Source organism: Candidatus Rokuibacteriota bacterium, from assembly GCA_016209385.1.
In the GTDB taxonomy this organism is placed as follows: Bacteria; Methylomirabilota; Methylomirabilia; order Rokubacteriales; family CSP1-6; genus JACQWB01.
Genome location: JACQWB010000114.1, coordinates 1 through 16987 on the forward strand (window position 1 = coordinate 1; position 16987 = coordinate 16987).

General features: G+C 65.5%; 15 protein-coding genes. 8 read left to right on the top strand and 7 right to left on the bottom strand.

Going from position 1 to position 16987, the window contains the following annotated elements; translation table 11 throughout:
- The first annotated feature begins 415 nt into the window (after positions 1-415).
- Both HY726_07575 and HY726_07580 read left to right on the top strand, forming a co-directional pair.
- Entirely contained in the window at positions 416-1171 is a 756-nt protein-coding gene (locus tag HY726_07575; GenBank protein ID MBI4608849.1) for an ABC transporter substrate-binding protein, read from the top strand.
- A gap of 232 nt (positions 1172-1403) precedes the next feature.
- The gene (locus tag HY726_07580) at positions 1404-1748 is read left to right on the top strand and encodes a hypothetical protein (GenBank protein MBI4608850.1); all 345 of its coding nucleotides are present in this window, start codon (positions 1404-1406) and stop codon (positions 1746-1748) included.
- A 7-nt stretch (positions 1749-1755) separates the two neighbouring features.
- On the opposite strand, the gene HY726_07585 is transcribed toward HY726_07580, so the two are convergent.
- The 4 genes from HY726_07585 to HY726_07600 form a co-directional block, all read right to left on the bottom strand.
- Complete coding sequence (locus tag HY726_07585) at positions 1756-2559, bottom strand: cyclic nucleotide-binding domain-containing protein (GenBank protein MBI4608851.1); 804 nt, start codon at positions 2557-2559, stop codon at positions 1756-1758.
- Positions 2560-2679: 120 nt separating this feature from the next.
- On the bottom strand, positions 2680-3066 hold the full coding sequence (locus HY726_07590) for a type II secretion system protein GspG (GenBank protein ID MBI4608852.1): 387 nt from the start codon (positions 3064-3066) through the stop codon (positions 2680-2682).
- Between the two features lie 257 nt (positions 3067-3323).
- Positions 3324-5636, bottom strand: a complete 2313-nt coding sequence (locus tag HY726_07595) for a GspE/PulE family protein (GenBank protein MBI4608853.1) — start codon at positions 5634-5636, stop codon at positions 3324-3326.
- Complete coding sequence (locus tag HY726_07600) at positions 5633-7621, bottom strand: HD domain-containing protein (GenBank protein ID MBI4608854.1); 1989 nt, start codon at positions 7619-7621, stop codon at positions 5633-5635. The genes HY726_07595 and HY726_07600 overlap by 4 nt, the downstream gene beginning before the upstream one ends.
- Positions 7622-7856: 235 nt before the next feature.
- Between HY726_07600 and HY726_07605 the strand changes: the two genes are divergently transcribed.
- The 6 genes from HY726_07605 (at position 7857) to HY726_07630 (ending at position 13735) form a co-directional block, all read left to right on the top strand.
- Positions 7857-8615, top strand: coding sequence for an SDR family oxidoreductase (locus tag HY726_07605; protein MBI4608855.1), 759 nt, complete (start codon positions 7857-7859; stop codon positions 8613-8615).
- 141 nt (positions 8616-8756) lie between these two features.
- The gene (locus tag HY726_07610; GenBank protein ID MBI4608856.1) at positions 8757-9518 is read left to right on the top strand and encodes an N-acyl homoserine lactonase family protein; all 762 of its coding nucleotides are present in this window, start codon (positions 8757-8759) and stop codon (positions 9516-9518) included.
- 147 nt (positions 9519-9665) lie between these two features.
- Complete coding sequence (locus HY726_07615; GenBank protein MBI4608857.1) at positions 9666-10877, top strand: MFS transporter; 1212 nt, start codon at positions 9666-9668, stop codon at positions 10875-10877.
- 148 nt (positions 10878-11025) lie between these two features.
- Positions 11026-11607, top strand: coding sequence for a tetratricopeptide repeat protein (locus HY726_07620; protein ID MBI4608858.1), 582 nt, complete (start codon positions 11026-11028; stop codon positions 11605-11607).
- Positions 11608-11754: 147 nt separating this feature from the next.
- On the top strand, positions 11755-12633 hold the full coding sequence (locus HY726_07625) for a transglutaminase domain-containing protein (GenBank protein ID MBI4608859.1): 879 nt from the start codon (positions 11755-11757) through the stop codon (positions 12631-12633).
- Between the two features lie 700 nt (positions 12634-13333).
- A complete protein-coding gene (locus HY726_07630) occupies positions 13334-13735 on the top strand; it encodes a hypothetical protein (protein ID MBI4608860.1) in 402 nt (133 codons plus the stop codon).
- 235 nt (positions 13736-13970) lie between these two features.
- Here HY726_07630 and HY726_07635 read toward each other — a convergent pair whose 3' ends face one another.
- The 3 genes from HY726_07635 to lpdA all read right to left on the bottom strand — a co-directional run.
- Complete coding sequence (locus HY726_07635) at positions 13971-14525, bottom strand: dCTP deaminase (GenBank protein ID MBI4608861.1); 555 nt, start codon at positions 14523-14525, stop codon at positions 13971-13973.
- A gap of 42 nt (positions 14526-14567) precedes the next feature.
- Positions 14568-15665, bottom strand: coding sequence for a pyruvate dehydrogenase (acetyl-transferring) E1 component subunit alpha (gene pdhA / locus HY726_07640; GenBank protein ID MBI4608862.1), 1098 nt, complete (start codon positions 15663-15665; stop codon positions 14568-14570).
- Between the two features lie 35 nt (positions 15666-15700).
- Positions 15701-16987: dihydrolipoyl dehydrogenase (gene lpdA / locus HY726_07645; protein ID MBI4608863.1), on the bottom strand; the 1287-nt coding region annotated here is incomplete at its 5' end.

Consider the following 16987-nt stretch of genomic DNA (forward strand, 5'->3'; position numbering starts at 1 on the left):
CCGTGAGGCAGGCCACCCGCCGCGCGAGGCCCGAGTGGATCGTTCGAGCGTGGCGGGTTCGGCCATGCCGTGAGGCAGGCCACCCGCCGCGCGAGGCCCGCCCTTCCCCGGGCCCTCGGGTATTCTCCCGGGGTCGGTTTCGGGTCTTCACCTGATTCCAGTCTGCCCTCCTCGCCGGTATGTATGGGGGCAACATGCCAATTCGCCCGTCTTCTGGTCTGCAACAGGGCAGGAGTGCCAAGATGGTCCCGCGCCACTCATCCTTGGACATGAACCCGTCTGAACCGCTCCCGGAACACCTTCTTTGTCGCGAGACCCTCCGAGAAGCCAGGATCTTTCCCTCGTGGGATGCAGTCTTCACCGGATTGCCAGCGACACAGTCGCTGGAATAATAGAGCGACAGGAGGAGGGCCGGGTGCTTCCGATCCTTGTGGTTGTCGGACTGATCCTGTGGCCGCTTTCGGCGCAGGCAGGAGCGCCGACTGACCAGCTCAGGGCATCTATCGACAAGGTGACCACGTTGCTCGAGGACCCGGCCCCGACCAAAGGGGGGGAGCGGCGTGGGGCCATCCGCAAGGTCGTTCACAAGACCTTCGATTTCGCCGAGTGCGCCAAGCGTTCGTTGGCCGGCCACTGGCACGCCCGGACCGACAAAGAGCGGAAAGAGTTCACAAAGCTGTTCGGAGACCTGCTCGACCGCTGGTACCTGCTCATCGAGCGCTACAAGGGAGAACGGATCGTCTACACGGGCGAGACGATAGACGGCGACCAGGCCACGGTACGGACCAAGATCATCACCAGGCAAGGCGCCGAGTTTTACGTGGACTACCGCCTGCTCCGGCGCGGGGATCGATGGCACGTCTACGACGTCACGTTCGAAGGCGTGAGCCTCGTCGCGAGTTACCGCGCCCAGTTCAATCGGATCATCCGCACCTCCTCCTATCAGGAGCTCGTCAAGCGGCTCAAGGCCAAGCAGGAAGAGTTCACAGCTCGAGACCAGGTTCCGGGTCGCTGGATCGCCCGGTTGCTCGCGATCCTGAGTCTGCTCGGCCACGACCGGCGGGCGAGAGCGGCTGGTGGCGCAGGGGTGCCCACCCCCAGCAGCCCGAGCGAGGTCGTCTCGACGAAGGGGACCTCCGCGGGCGCCAACGTGGTAGGCGTCAGGCCCTAGGCGACGATCTCCTTCTCCTTGAAGGTCTCGGGGCCGAAGAAGAAGATCTGTTTTTCCGGCGCCTTGCTTAGAGCCAGCCCACTCCTGGCCGCTCTCATCGCCAAGCTCTATACCACGAGGCATCGAGCCCGGGACCTCGATGCCACCACCGCGGGCGTTCTCGACGAAAGCCTGAAGCGGTTTACGCTGGTACCTGAATGGTTTCGCCAGTCGAACCGGAATCCGGGTGGCGATGGACTTCCCCGAGGAGCTGACGCGGCTGCCGCGGGACGCCGAGATCGCGCTGTTCCGTATCGTGCAGGAAAGCCTCACGAACATCTTTCGCCACTCCGGAAGCCCGCTCGCGAGGGTCCGCCTCACCTCGGATCAAGAATGCCTGAGACTGGAAGTGGGCGATGAAGGCCGAGGGATGCCTCCAGGCGTCCTGGAGCGGGTGAAGACGGGCACCGGTGAGCTGGGTATCGGCATCGCCGGCATGCGTGAGCGGATGAGGCAGCTCGGTGGGCGTTTAGAAGTCACCTCGAGCAGCTCGGGCACCCTGGTCACGGCTATCCTGCCGCTCAACGAACGCGCTTAGAGATGGCTCAGGTGTGTGCCACCACAAAACGGAAGTGGTACGGGCTTGCCGAATCCCCGAGCACAACTTCGTTGTCGCCCTCCCGCAACGCGGCTCGGACCTTCCGGGTTCCTCCACCGAGCGGCGCGCCGTTGACGACCGTCCCGAGCCGACTGCCGCGATCGATGACAAAGCAGCGCGCCTCCACGCAGGTCAGCGTGCAGTGATTGCGCGAGACGAAGAAGGGCTCGCGGTCCGGGATCGCCAACTCGTTCTGGACGAGGGGATCCCTGGTGACGCGTCCGATCCGATACGGGAAGCGTTCGATCGATACGGGACGCCCGCGCAAGCTCTCCCGGGCCTGAGAGGTGAGCCCCTCGATAACTACCGTCGGCCTGCCAACTTCTGAGGGCGTCCACGCCTGAAAGGTATCGGCGTCTTTCCCAAGATGTGCGCGCACAACTTCCTGAGCCTTCGGCGTCTGGTCGGAGAGCTCGGCGACCAATGTGTTCAGGGCCCGGACCCGCTCGCACAGCAGACGGATGAGGACCAACGCCGCGCCAGGGTCCGTCCGCAACGTCTCCAGAAACTCGTCGCGGCTGAAGACCGAGACCTCCACGTCTTCGAGGGCACGGACGCTGGCCGAACGGGGTTGTTCGGTGATGAGCGCCATCTCGCCAAACGTCTCCCCGGGTCGAAGAACAGCGAGCCGGAACTCCGGTGGTCCCGTGCGGTACACTTCGACGCTTCCCCGCTCAAGGATATACGCCTCCGACGTGTGAGTCCCTTCGGAGATGATGATCTCGCCCCTGGCATAACCCGCGCGCCGCATGCCGCGACCTCCGTTCTCCTGAGCGACGAACTTAGAGCTGTCGTTCTTGTGGGGTGTGTAACGCGTCAGCCGCCGTGGGCCGCTTCGTCCTCTCGCGCGCCCGAGCCGGAGTGAAGGGCGCTACGGGACCGTGATCGTTCTGCCGTCGCCGGTGGCGGTCAGCGTGAAGGTACCCGCGGCCGGGTCGGCCGAGTACCCGGCGGCGTACGTGCTCCAGCCGCTCGGCTCCTTCGGGATCGAGGCCATGAAGGGGCCCACCACCTCGTCCCGGGCGTTCTTGGCCGTCGCCGTGAGGGAGTCGAGCGTCGCGGGCGGCGCGCCCACGTGGGCGGAGTAGGTCGAGACCGCCGAGGCAATCGTCCGGAGGTCGGCCTGGGCCTGCGCCACCCGCGACCGCGCCAGAATGTCGGCGTAGAGGGGGATCGCGATCGTCATGAGGATGCCGATGATCGTGACGGCGATCATCAGCTCGCCCAGCGTCAAGCCGCGCTCATTTCCGAGCTTCACACGCCGCGCGTTCCTCCCAATCCGATCTCCCCTTTTTCGACACCCTGACCAGAATCCAGTACATTAGTGTCTCAATATCTCCTTGAACAAGAGGGCAAGCTGTCGCCAATGAAAACAGCTGCAAGGCTGCCACGCGCGAAACCTGGCCGGGGGGAAGGAGTTCGGTAAGCTGGTCCCGATGCCGTGGCTCAGTGCGAGATTATTCGCCTGCTGGCAGACCGTGTGAGAAGCGCTGGACCTCGTGAGGCCGGAGGCGGTCATTTGATCGCCGCAGTCTTGACCTGCCTGAAGTCGGTCAGCCCGTTCAGCGACTTGAGGATCCCGTCCTGCACCAGGGTCGTCATCCCCTCTTCATTCGCGCGGGCGAGCACGTCGGCAACCCTGGCCCTCGTCTGAATCAGCCTCTTGATCTCGTCGCTGGTGATCAGGAGCTCGTGAATGCTGGCTCTCCCTCGGTACCCCGTGTTGCCGCAGCTCGCGCAGCCCTTGCCCAGGTAGAGGACGAGGTTGTCGTCGTACGTCGCGATCTTCTGGAACTCCGCCTCGCCGTAGGCCCGCGCCAGCTCGTCGTATTCGTCCCGGGAGGGGTGGTACACCTCCTTGCAATCGGTGCAGATCCGCTTGACCAGGCGCTGGGCCAGAATCCCGAGCAGCGCGTCGGCGAAGTTGAACGGATCCATGCCCATGTCCAGAAGCCGGACAACCGTTTCCGGGGCGCTGTTCGTGTGCAACGTGCTCAACACCAGGTGGCCGGTCAGAGAAGCCTCGATGCCCGTGGCGGCCGTTTCCGCGTCGCGCATCTCGCCGACCATGATCACATCGGGATCAGCCCGCAGGAATGCGCGCATGGCGGTGGCGAAGGTGAACCCGATCTTCGGTTGGACCTGCACCTGGCGCAGGCCATACTGCGTGATCTCCACCGGGTCTTCGGCGGTCCAGATCTTCCTGTCCGGCCTGTTGATGTACCCGAGCACGGAGTGGAGGGTCGTCGTTTTGCCGGACCCGGTGGGGCCCACGCAGAGGATGAGCCCGTAGGGTTTCTCCGCGATCTTCTTGGCCTCGCGGAGATTTCGTTCGCTCATCCCCAGCTTGTCGATGGGGATGGGCTCGCTGGCGGCCAGGATCCGCATGACCACGTCCTCGTTGCCCCCGGCGGTCGGAATGGTGGCCACGCGCAGCTCGATCTCGCGGTCCGGCAGGCGAAACTTGATCTTGCCGTCCTGGGGCTTGCGCCGCTCGGCGATGTCCAGCTGGGACATGATCTTCAACCGGGCCACGACCGCCCGGCGGTACGCGGCCGGGATCTTCTGGTACTCCGTGCAGCCGCCATCGATCCGATAGCGGATCACCGTCTCCTTCTGCGGTCCGTACGGCTCGATGTGGATGTCGGACGCCCGGGCCTTGTACGCGTCCGCGATGAGCTGGTTCGTCAGGCGAACGATGATGCTGTCGTTCTCATCCACCTCGGCCCCGACCACCTCCTCAGAGGTCTCCTCGGCCTTCAGGTCGTCGATGATGTTGGTGATGGAATCCTTTGGCGCGTACTCGTCGCTGGCGGCGCTGATGAACTGCAGAATGTCTTTCCGGAGCCCTACCGCGTACCGGATCCTCTGCTGCGGCAGGAGCTGCGAGATGCTGTCGATCTTCTGGAGGTCCTGGGGATTGTCGAGCAGGACAACCACGGCGTCCTCCTCGCGTCTCAGCGGCACCCAGAAGTTTTTCTTGAGATACTCGATCTTGAGATTTTTCATGAGGTCGGACGGGATCAACATCTTGCCATCGAACTCCACGAACGGGCACTTGTAGAAGGTGCTCAGGGAGACGCCGATCTCCGCCTTCGGCACCCTATACTGCTCCGCCAGGATCGATTCCACGTCCGCCTGTTTTCTCCTCGCCTCGGCGATCGCAGCGCTCAGTTCCTCCGGGGTGATCCGGTGCTGGGCCAGGAGGTAATCGAACTTCGTCGGCCGCTTCTGGGCCAGCTGGTGCTGATTGTGGAAGGCGATGCCGAGCGTCTTGGCGATTCGCGCCACGCTCGCCTCGTCCTCTCTGGTGAACCGCGGCCCCCGTTGCTTGTTCAGGAGCTGGATCACGCCCAGGATGGCTCTCTGCTCGCTCAGGATCGGCGCGGCGAGGACTTGCGTGGTCCGGAAGCCGGTCTTTTTATCCCAGGAGCCGTCGAAGCTGAGCGTCGGCGAGATCCGTGCCCGCTCTGTCTGGTCGTAGGCGTCAGCGATGTTGACCATCTGGCGCGCCAACGCGGCGTAGCCCGCGATGCTCGTCGGGCTGATGGGAACCCGGATCTCGTTGACCGTGTCGAGGGCGAGGAACTTCGAGTAGAGTTCTTTTTTCTCCTGGTCAACGGCATAGAGCGTCATCCGCTCCGCATCGAGGAGTTCGAGGATCTTATCCTGCAGCTCGATGAAGATGCTGTCGAGACTCTTCGCCGCGTGGATCCGATTGATGAGATGGACGAGCTTTTGCTCGTACGCGAGCTTCTGCTCAAGTTCCTGGACCCGATCGTGTGCCGCGACCGCCGCCACACTTCCCACGGAAGCCAGTGCCGTCATGCCATGATCCGTATCAGCACGTCGACTACCGTCGGGTCGTAGAGCCTTCCAGTCTCGATCCGGGCGATCTCGTCGAGGGCGGCGCTCCGCTCCCAGGCCTCACGGTACGGGCGCCACGAGGTGAGGGCGTCGTACGCGTCAGCGACCGCCAGGATCCGGGATCCCAGCGGAATGTCTTCTCCCTTCAGCCCATCGGGATAGCCGCCGCCATTGAAGTGTTCGTGGCTATGCAGGACGCAGTCGAGCATCGCTTCGTTCTCGTACCCCATTTTTCGCACGAGCCGGACACTTTCAACCGCATGCTCCCTCACGATTTGGGCCTCGCTCGGAGTCAGGCGGCCCGCGCGGTTCAACAGGTGCGATGGACTGATCTCCTTGCCGATATCTGCCACGAACCCAGCGTGCAGAATATCCAGCTTCTCCCGGTCGCTCAAAGGGAAGTGGCTGGCCAGCGCGTAGGCGATGACGGCCACGGCCCTTGCATGGCCGATGCTGCCGTCGAGCGCTTCGACCGGCAGCACCACGTCGTCGGGAATTTGGATGAGATTCACCGCGGGCCCAAATTCGTCGAGGAAGGTGCGGGGAAACTTGTCGCGGTTCTCCAGCGGATCTTTGAGCCCGATGACTTCATATGCGTCGATCCGGTTCCGCTTCCCCTTCACTCCGATTCGCTCGCACTCCCGCGCCTTCAGTCCGGCCTCGGCGTATCTCAACTTGAACTCTAAGTTGTCAGGATCGATTTTCATCGCTTGTTCGAAATAGTACAGCGCGTCGTCCAGGTCGTTCAGCTCCAGGTGGATGTTCCCGATCTCAAAATAAACCTCGGCGCTCCCGACGCCCTGCGACACAGCCTCCTGCAGCGCCTGGAGCCGGCGTTCCTTCTCCCTATCCACGCCCTCTGACGGCAGGTGGCGCTTCTTCCGGGCCTCGACGAAGCGCTTGACGCCTTCGTACGTGGCGCCATCAATGAGAACGCGTCCGGGAGTGCAGTTCTGCTGGAGCCGGGCCGCAACGTTCACCATGTCCCCGATGGCGGTGTACATCTGTCGCTTCGAACCGATGACGCCCGTGATCATCGGCCCCGATGCAATCCCTACGCGCAGGCCCCACGGATAGTCCCGTTTCAGCATCCTCTCCTGCGATTTCATGCCGGCCACCACCGCGAGCAGCTGGTGCATCTCCAGGTCGAGGGGCGCGCCAAACTCGCACATGATACCGTCGCCCATGTACTTGTCGATATGGCCATGATAGGCAAGCAAAATCGGCTCGGTGTCGCAGAGGTACCGGTTGAGTTCGCGGACGACGACCTCAGGCGCGTGCTCCTCGGAATACGAGGTGAAGCCGACGAGGTCAGAGAACAGCACGGTCACATTGCGTTTTTCGTTGCGCAGCCGATCCTCGATGATCAGGTTCGCAACCATGGAATCCATCGTGGAGTACAGGGCCTCCTCAACCTTCCGCTTGAGGAGCTCGACGGACCGTTTCGAGTGGTCCAGCGACGTGTTGGCCTGTATGAGGTCCTCCTGCTTCCGCTGGAGCTCCGCGTTCAACGCTTGAACTGTCACAACCTTTTCGGCGAGGCGATCCTGGAGCGCGCCCAGCATTGCCGCGGCGAGTACGAGGAAGCACCCCCACGTCAACACGCGAAAGGCCAGATCCGTCGGAGTCGCGCCGACGTAGAACCACTCCGGGAAGAGAATCGCGTACACGGAGACCACGAGCACGCAGAGGAACGCGCCCAGCACGGCCTTCCGCCGGCCGAGGCGGTACCCCGCCAGGATGACCGGAAGGAAGTAGAAGTTCAGAAACGCGATCTTGTCCGGGATGAAGTAATTGATCAGGGCGGTCGTAACGAGCGTGAAGAGGACAAAGATCGGCTCGAAGTTCGTGCCAACGTAGGCCTGTAGCCGGTAGGCCCGTACCGGCTGGGTTGGAGCGGGAGCCGGAACGGTAAATTCCCCGAGATGTGTGAGGGATGAGGCCATGCGACCCGGTTCTCCAGTGTTCTCAGGCCCCATGATTACAATGGACACCGGAGGGCATGAATCGGGTAAATCCCGGAGCCCCCGGGGGGAATTCCCCTGAAGGGGAAGAGCCCGTATCGGCCGAGGGTCGGTGTGGCCGGCTCTGTATATTTTCCGCGCGCGCGGGTACACTACGACTATGCCTTAGCTACGGAAGGAATTGCCGAGCCGCAGGCGAACTCAGGGAGACCGACCAATGATTGCCCAGGGCAGGGTCGCTGTCGTCACGGGTGCGGGAACCGGCATCGGGAAGAGCGTTGCGATCGCCCTGTTGGAGGGCGGATATCGCGTCGCGCTCGCCGGACGTCGCAAACAGCTGCTGGCACAGACAGTGAAGGACGCGGGGCCGGCTGGCGCGCGGGCGCTGGTCGTTCCCACCGATGTGAGCGATCCGGACTCCGTGCGGGCCCTTTTCGCGCGAGCGAAGGAGGCGTTCGGCCGCCTCGACCTGCTGTTCAACAACGCCGGCGTCAGTGCCCCCGGGATACCTCTCGAGGAGCTCAGCTACGACCAATGGAAAGCGGTGGTGGAGACCAACCTCACCGGCGCCTTCCTGTGCACGCAGGAAGCGTTCAAGATCATGAAGAGCCAGGATCCCAGAGGCGGACGCATCATCAACAACGGCTCCATCTCGGCCCACGCGCCGCGACCCAACTCGGCCCCCTACACCGCCACCAAGCACGGGATTACCGGCCTCACCAAGTCGACATCCCTGGACGGGAGGAAGTACGACATCGCCTGTGGTCAGATCGACATCGGCAACGCTGCCACCGAGTTGACGGCGAGAATGGCGAAGGGTGTCCCGCAGGCGAACGGCTCCATTGCGGTCGAGCCGCTTATGGACGTGGAACAGGTCGCGCGCGCCGTGCTCTACATGGCGAGCCTTCCGCTGGATGCGAACGTGCAGTTCATGACGGTCATGGCGACCAAGATGCCCTTCATCGGCCGCGGCTGACGGGATGCCCTGGCCTATCAATCGGCGCTCGAAGCCTCGTCAGAGTGCCCGTGTCAGCGTGCCCCTTGACCGGCTCTCCGTCCGCGCTGTAGCCTTTGCCATGCTTCCCACGTCGGGGTCGGCACGGCAGCCGAGGGCCCGGTGACCCGGTACGAGGTCTACGCGCTCAAGTACGCGGAGCGGGACACGAGCGCCTGCCAGTTCTTCTACCGTGAGGCGTCGCACACGCCGATCACGCTCCACTACTACGTCTGGCTGATCCTCGGCGGCCCCCACCCGATCCTCGTGGACACCGGCTTCCTCGACGACGACGCGCGGAAGCGCGGGATCCGGAGCTATGTGAGCCCGGCGGCGATGGTCGAGCGCGCGGGCGTGAAGCCGGGCGACGTGCCCATGGCGCTCATCACCCACCTCCACTACGACCATTGGGCCGGCCACAGCCTCTTCCCCAACGCGGAGTACTGGATCCAGCGCGATGAGGTGGCGTTCTGGACGGGGCCGTGGGGCCGCTACGATGCCTTCGGGCAGTCCGCCAACCCGGAGGCACTGGCGCGGCTGGTCACGCTGAACTATGCCAACCGTGTCCGGATGCTCGACGGTGACCGGGAGGTGCTGCCGGGAATCAAGCTCCACCGGGTCGGCGGCCACACCGCCGGGCTCCAGATCGTCACCGTGGCAACCCGGCTCGGCCCGGTCGTCCTCACCTCCGACGCCTCGCACTTCTATCGCAACGTGGAGACGCGCCAGCCCGTGCAGATCATCACCAGCCTGCCCGAGATGCTGGCAGCCTTCGAGACGATCCACGCCCTCGCGGGCGCCCAGCGGCTGATCGTCGCGGGCCACGACCCGCAGGTGGCCGAGCGGTTCAAGCCTGTCGAGCCGGGTATCATCAAGATCGGCTGAGGCTCCCTGCGAACTTCCCTTGACTCGCTCTTCACGCGCGCTGCCGGATCGGCATGCTTCCCATGTCCCCGAAGTAACGGGAGACGCCATCCGCGCTCACGCCGCGGCCGCTGAGGTGTGGCAAGCGCCGCGTAGCGTGGCCCGCCTGTGACCCGCCTCCGGGGCGCCTACTACGGCTGGATCGTCGTGGCGGGCCTCTGCGTCACCGAGACCGTCTCCTGGGGCATCCTCTACTACGGCTTCCCCGTCCTCCTCCGGCCGATGGAGGCTGACCTCGGCTTCTCGCGCGTGGCCGTGACGGGCGCCTTCTCCGTGGGGATGGGCCTCGCGGCGCTCGCGGCGCTCCCGGTCGGCAGGTGGATCGACCGCCACGGCGCCCGGGCGCTGATGACCCTCGGCTCGTGCCTGGGCGCACTGCTTCTCCTCGTCTGGTCGCGGGTCGAGAGCCTGCCCGCGCTCTACGCCGTCTGGTGCCTCATGGGCTTCGTCCTCGCCGCCACGCTCTACGAGCCTGCCTTCGCCGCCATCGTCGGCTGGTTCGTCACCGGCCCCCGCGATCGAGCGCTCCTCACCCTCACGCTCGCCGCCGGCTTCGCGAGCACGATCTTCATGCCGATCGAGGCCTGGCTCGTCGAGCGGCTCGGCTGGCGGTCCACGCTCGTCACGCTGGCGGTCGTCCTCGCGGTGCTGACGATCCCGATCCACGCGTTCCTGCTCCGGCCTCCGCCGCGCCCGGAGCCGCACGCCACCGGCGCGGCGCGGGGTGAGGCGGATGTGCCGGGATTCACGCTCGCCGCGACGGCGCGGACCGCCGTCTTCTGGGTGCTGGCGCTCGCCTTCTTCGTGGGGAACTTCACGACCAACTCGGTCACGGTCCATCTCATCCCGTACCTTGTCGACCGCGGCTACTCGGCGACGCTCGCGGCCGTGATGATCGGCTGGATGGGCGCCATGCAGGTCCCGGCGCGCCTGCTCTTCGCGCCGATCGCCGCGCGCTTCGGCCACCACGCCGTGACGGCGGCGATCTTTCTCACCCAAGCGGCAGCGCTCGCCCAGCTCGCGCTGGCGGCAAAGCTCCCGACGCTCGTGCCCATGGTCGTGATGCTCGGCGCCGCCAACGGCATGTCCACGCTCGCCCGCGCGACGACGATCGCCGAGATCTTCGGGCCTCGCCACTACGGCGCGATCAGCGGCGCGGTCGCGCTCGGGGCCAACGGCGCCCGCGCGGTCGCGCCCGTGGGTGCGGCGCTCCTCCAGGTGGCGCTGGGCGGCTACGAGCGCGTGTTCTGGCTCCTGACCGCGACGCTCGTCGCGGCGGGAATCGCCGTCATGCTCACGGACGCGCGCGCCGGGCGCTGAGCGGGAGCGCGCCCGGAGCGGACCGGATGTCATCAGCGCGTTCGGCTCCTGCCGAGTCTCAAACGGACTCGGCCGCCAGAGGAGCAGGGCGGGAGAAGTTGCCGCGAACGGCAGCTCCAGGGGGGCGTATAATTCGGTTCGGACCGCGATGATAAGACCGCCGAGGATCATCGCCCTTTACCTGATCGCAGTCCTGCTGTGGCTGCCCTTCCGGGCAGAAGGTGCTCTCGGACAGGGCGAACCCGAGGAAAAACGCCGGATGGCCAAGCAGCTCTACAGGATCGGCTACTTCATGACGCTCGCGGGTCGGTACGAAGAGGCGATCCGGCTCCTCACGAGGTCGCTGGAGATCGAACCCACGGCGGAGGCCTACACGTTTCTCGGGTGGACGTACAGCCACATGAGGGACTACACGCGAGCGATTGAAGAAGCGGAGAAGGCGATCCGGATCGATCCCGACTTCGGCAACCCCTACAACGACATCGGTGTCTATCTCATCGAGTTGGGCCGGGAGGACGAGGCCATCCCGTATCTGGAGAGGGCCATGCGCGCCAAGCGGTACTGCTGCTACCAGTTCCCCCACTTCAACCTGGGCCGGATTTATCTGAAGAAGGGGATGTTCGAACAGGCTCGCAGAGAGTTCCAGAGGTCCCTGGCGATCGATCCCGACTATGCGCCGGCACGCAGGGCGTTGGAACTCCTCGAAGAAGCACCGGCCAGAGAGATCTAGCGAGGCCGCAACTCGCTTTCGACTCCGCCTCAAGGAGCGGCGTCCCCTTGACCCGCTGTTCACCCGCGCTGTAGCATCGCCCATGCTTCCCAGGCAGGGCCGCCACAACGCGCGCCCCGGATGGGCACTGGAGACGCCCAACGGCCGATGACCTCCGACGAGCAAGCGTTCTACGCTTCCCAGAGCACGATGTCGGACCCGGGCGAGTCCGCCAGTCTGCTCGACGCGCTGCCACGCGACCCGCCCGGCGTTGTCGGCGTCGTCTCAGGACTCATCCTGCACCCGGTCTTCATCAAGCGCCGGCGCGTAACCCACCCCCACGAGGGCGCTCGCGATCCCGAGAGCCGCGCCGCCCGCGAGCTGCTCCGCCGGGTCATCGAGCGCGACGATCGGCCGCTCTTCGCCGCCCGGCCATACGAGCGGCGGATCATCGGTACGTGCCGCGATTACGCCCTGCTCGCCGCGAGCATCCTCAGGCATCACCACGTGCCGTGCCGCCTCCGCGTGGGCTTCGCTACCTACTTCGTCCGCGGCTTCCACGAGGACCACTGGGTCTGCGAGTACCGGGACGGACAGACCTGGAGACTCCTGGACGCCGAGCTGGATGCGGAGGCGCTGAGGGAGTACCCGATCGACTTCACGCCGTGGGACGTGCCGCGCGATCGGTTCCTCACGGCCGGCACAGCCTGGCAGGGCGTCCGGCGGGGCACGATCGGTGGCGACACGTGCGGTGTGTCGTTCATCGGCATCGCAGGCACCTGGTTTGTCGCCGCCAGTGTTGTCCGCGATCTCGCCACCCTCAACAAGCAGGAGCTGCTGCCGTGGGATTACTGGGGGCTCATGCGCGCGTTCGGGCCCGGCCGGAGCGTGCCCGACCCGGTGGCGGAGCGTCTGGACCGCCTCGCCGCGCTGATCGCCGTCGATGAGTGGCGGGAGATCCGCGCGATGTACGAGGCGGACGACCTTCGGGTGCCGGGGAAGGTGCTGAGTTTCCCGGACGGTCGGCCGGTGGAGGTTGAGGTCTAGCGGCCCCGACGCCCCGCGGCAGCGCCAGCTACGGCCGCAGACCTCCCTGTTGCGCAAGTGAACTGCATGGTCGGCCCAACGTACGGCGGTCACGCCGCTGGGAAGGGTTACGTGGAGAGAGGAGGAGGCTATGCCGCTGTCCGGCGACGGCGAGGGCCCGCACGGCATCACCTATGGTCTCGAGCCACCCCTGGCCACGATGGCATTCCTGCCGGAGTAGGGCTGAGCCTGGAGCTGCTCGTGCGGCACAGGACTGAGCACGTTCAGGAGTTACACGCAGCGGCCAAGGACACTGGTGCGCGTCGGCCCGGCGGTATAGACTGTACTTGCGCGGTAAACGGACCCTCGAGGATGGGTATGAAGAACCGGGTCGCAAGGATACGCGCTTCGAACCAGGACGGCCCCGCCCTGCACGGGAGTGGCCTCAGTATACGCCCCTGGACGAAGTCCGCTATCACGGCTTTTGTGGAAGAGTGTAGGAGGACAAGTTGCCAGCTATTGAATCAGCCGAAGCGGCTGTTGAGGTCGCCGAACAACTCATTAAAAGGTACCACCCGTTCCGAGTTTTGAGGAGCGCGCAGCGTGAGGGAGATGTTTGGATTCTTGAGTTTGACGTGGGTACTACGCGGACACAAATTATCCGAGTCACAGTGCACTCACAGACGGGTAATTTGCTCGAATATCAAAGCCCGGGGCAAGTGTGACCACTTTTGATCGAGTACGAGTCAGGCACTACGTTACCAGCTCTCAACACTATCTCGAGAATGCTCTCGCGTTACTGCAGCTAGGCGAAGCGGCAAAAGCCAGCGAATTCTTTTGGGGCAGCGTCGCGGAAGCGATCCAAGCCGTGGCTGTGTGGCGAGGAACCCATCTGGCCAACCATCGTAGTTTGCGATATTGGGCTGCCACTATTGCTAAGGAACTGAACGACCCGACTATCAATGAAGGCTTTGTTATCGCCGAGCGGCTCCACAGCAACTTTCACGAAGTTGAATTAGATGCGGTAGATGTAGCGACCGTCGCTGAAACAATCCGTAGAACTGTCGCAAAGCTTCTAGCCATCATCCCGCCCGAGGCGTTAGAAGAGGCCTCTCCTTCTTAGGACACCCACAAGGCCGCTGCTCGCCCGTCGCGTAGAAGGGCTTCCCAAGAAACTGGAGAAAGGTCATACGTTACGCGTCGAGATAACCCTTGCCCCAGACGGGCGATGCGCCCGCGGCGGTAGCCCAGGACTTGCGTGATCACCTCGTGGATGTGCTGGCCTAAGAGCGGCGGCGTAGTTCTTATGGCCTGCACGGCGGTCGATCACCGTGCTGTGCCCAAAGTGCGACCGAGGGCTAGATCCGGGGCAGCGTGATGCCCGTTTGCCGCTGGTACTTGCCGCGCTTGTCTGCGTAGGAGACCTGGCAGACCTCGTCAGGTTCGAAGAACATCACCTGGGCGATGCCTTCGTTGGCGTAGATCTTGGCCGGGAGCGGCGTGGTGTTGCTGATCTCCAGGGTCGCGAAGCCTTCCCACTCGGGCTCGAACGGCGTCACGTTGACGATGATCCCGCAACGGGCGTAACTGCTTTTTCCGATGCAAATCGTGATGATGTTCCGTGGGATACGAAAGTATTCGACGGTTCGGGCCAGCGCGAAAGAGTTGGGCGGGATCAGGCAGACGTCGCCTTTGTGATCGACGAAGGACTTCGGGTCGAACTTCTTGGGGTCCACGATGGTGCTGTTGATGTTGGTGAAGATCTTGAACTCGTCGGCGACCCGGATGTCGTAGCCGTAGGAGGAGAGCCCGTAGGAGATGACCCCTTGCTGAACCTGGGCGTCCACGAAGGGGTCGATGATCTTGTGCTCCTGGGCCATCTTGCGAATCCACGCATCCGACTTGACGCCCATACCCTCCTCCGGCGCGTTGACAGCGATCTCGGGTTTCGGCTACTAGCCCTGGGCCTCTCCTGGGGACGCATCGAGAAATCGCGCGAGCTGCTCCTTCTGCTCGTTGAGCTCCGCAGGCAGCTGGGCGTAGACGTGGGTGAACACGTCGAGCAGTTCGCCGTCCATCCGGGCCTCGGCGCGCTCCACAGCCTCGCGAATCTCGGCCTCGACCTCCGCCTCCAGCGCGGCGTGGCCGGCCTCGCCCAGGAGTCCCTTCCCCTCCAGGTAGCGCCGGAACCGGAGCAGCGGCTCCTTCGCCTCCCACGCCTTGACCTCTTCCTCGCTCCGGTACTTCGTCGGATCGTCGGCGGTGGAGTGAGGACCGAGCCGATAGGTGAGGCACTCGATGAACGTGGGGCCCTTGCCCGCCCGCGCCCGCTCCACCGCCTCCCGCGTCCCCACGTACACCGCCAGGAGGTCGTTGCCGTCCACCTGAACCCCCGGCATCCCGTACGCCCCCGCCTTCCGCGCCAGGGTCTTCGCCCGCGTCTGCTTCGCCACCGGCACCGAGATCGCCCACTGGTTGTTCTCGCAGCAGAACACCACCGGCACCTGAAACACCCCCGCGAAGTTCATGGCCTCGTGAAAGTCCCCGTGCGAGGTCGCCCCGTCGCCGAGGAAGACGAGCACCACGCTGTCCTCGCCTTTGTAGCGCGCGGCGTACGCGAGGCCCACAGCGTGGGGGATCTGGCTCGCCACCGGGACGCAGAGCGCGAGGTCGTGGCACCCCTCGGGGAGGCGCATCCCTTCGAGGTAGCCTGCGAGGTAGAGGATCAGGTTCTCGAGCGCCCAGCCCCGCCAGAGGAACGCCGGGAGCTGACGGAACACCGGCACCAGCCAGTCGGTGGGGCGAAGCGCGTAGACGGCGCCGAGCGCCGCCGCTTCCTGGCCGCGCCCCGACAGCGCGGTGCCGATGCGGCCCTGGCGCTGGAGGATGAGGAGGCGCTCGTCGGCCTTCCGGGCGTGGAGCATGGTCCGGTAGAGCCGGCGGAGATCCTCGGGCGGGATCGCCGGCTCCAGGCCTTTGTCCACCCGGCCATCGGCGTCGAGGACCGAGATGAACTCGATCGGCTCGGGTACGTCTATCAGGCCGCGCGGCATCGGGTGCTTTGTCTTCGGGCGCCGGGCCCGCGCGCTCACTGGCGCTTGGGACGGCGGAGATGCGTGGGCGAGCCCAGGAAGAGGTGCGCGGCCTCGGCGAGCGTCTCGGAGAGCGTGGGATGAGTGTGGATCGTGCCCGCCAAGTCTTCCGCCGTCGCCGCCAGCTCGACGGCGAGCACCGCCTCGGCGAGAAGATCCCCGGCGTGAGGCCCCACGAGCCCCACGCCCAGGAGCCGCCCGGTGCCCTCCTCGAAGACGAGCTTCGTCAGCCCGTCGGTCCGGTCCATGGCAACGGCGCGCCCGGACGCGGACCACGGGACTCTCGCCACTCGCGCGGTGATCCCCTGAGCCTGCGCCTCGGCCTCGCTCATGCCGGCCCAGGCCACCTCGGGATCGGTGAAGACGACGGCCGGGATCGCCTGGGGCTCGAAGGCGGCAGGCTGACCCGCGATGACCTCCGCCGCCACCCGCCCCTCGTGGATCGCCTTGTGGGCGAGAAGGGGACCGCCCGCGACATCGCCGACGGCGAAGATGTGGGAATCGCCCGTGCGCCGCCGCTCATCCACGCGGATGAAACCCCGCGCGTCGGTCTCGACTTTCGTGCGCTCCAACCCCAGGCCGTCGGAGTTGGGGTGCCGGCCGACGGCGACCAGCACCCGGTCGAACTCCTGCGGCGAGGCGACCCCTTCCCCTTCAAGCCTGACGGCGAGCCCCGCCGTCGTTTCCTCGATCCCCGCGACCTTCGTCGAGAGGTGAACGGCCGCGAAGGCCTCCCTGACCCGACGCGCGAGCGGCTCGACCAGATCCCGGTCCACACCCGGCAGCAGGCTGTCGGTCAGCTCGACGAGCGTCACGCGGCTCCCAAGCGCCGCGTAGATCGTCCCCATCTCGAGACCGATGTAGCCGCCCCCCACGACGAGGAGCCGCTCGGGCGCCTCTGGAAGGTCGAGGCCTGTCCGTGAATCCATGAGCCTCGGCGAGCGAAGCTCCACGCCCGGCAAGGGTACGGGGCGGGAGCCGGTGGCGAGGATCAGGTGGCGGAAGCGGAGCCACCCGGCCTGCTCCCCCTGCACCCGGAGCGTCCGCGCATCCTCCAGCGTCGCGCGCCCGCGAACGACCTCGACCGCGCGGTCACGGGCGAGGGCGTCGAGCCCCTTGGCGAGCTTCGAGATCTGCTCGTCCTTCCAGCTCCGGAGCCGGTCTAGAACCACTTTGGGCTCGCCGAACTCGACGCCGGCGGCGCGGACGCGCGCCGCATCCCCGATCAGGGTCGCGACGCCGAGGAGTGCCTTGGAGGGGATGCAGCCGACGTGGAGACACTC

Excerpts from the sequence above, each read along its gene's own strand:
- HY726_07585 (MBI4608851.1), bottom strand. The coding sequence starts at position 2,559 with ATGCGGCGCGCGGGTTATGCCAGGGGCGAGATCATCATCTCCGAAGGG.
- HY726_07580 (MBI4608850.1), top strand. The coding sequence starts at position 1,404 with ATGGACTTCCCCGAGGAGCTGACGCGGCTGCCGCGGGACGCCGAGATC.
- HY726_07605 (MBI4608855.1), top strand. The coding sequence starts at position 7,857 with ATGATTGCCCAGGGCAGGGTCGCTGTCGTCACGGGTGCGGGAACCGGC.
- HY726_07635 (MBI4608861.1), bottom strand. The coding sequence starts at position 14,525 with ATGGGCGTCAAGTCGGATGCGTGGATTCGCAAGATGGCCCAGGAGCAC.
- HY726_07620 (MBI4608858.1), top strand. The coding sequence starts at position 11,026 with ATGATAAGACCGCCGAGGATCATCGCCCTTTACCTGATCGCAGTCCTG.
- HY726_07595 (MBI4608853.1), bottom strand. The coding sequence starts at position 5,636 with ATGACGGCACTGGCTTCCGTGGGAAGTGTGGCGGCGGTCGCGGCACAC.
- HY726_07625 (MBI4608859.1), top strand. The coding sequence starts at position 11,755 with ATGACCTCCGACGAGCAAGCGTTCTACGCTTCCCAGAGCACGATGTCG.
- pdhA (MBI4608862.1), bottom strand. The coding sequence starts at position 15,665 with ATGCCGCGCGGCCTGATAGACGTACCCGAGCCGATCGAGTTCATCTCG.
- HY726_07600 (MBI4608854.1), bottom strand. The coding sequence starts at position 7,621 with ATGGCCTCATCCCTCACACATCTCGGGGAATTTACCGTTCCGGCTCCC.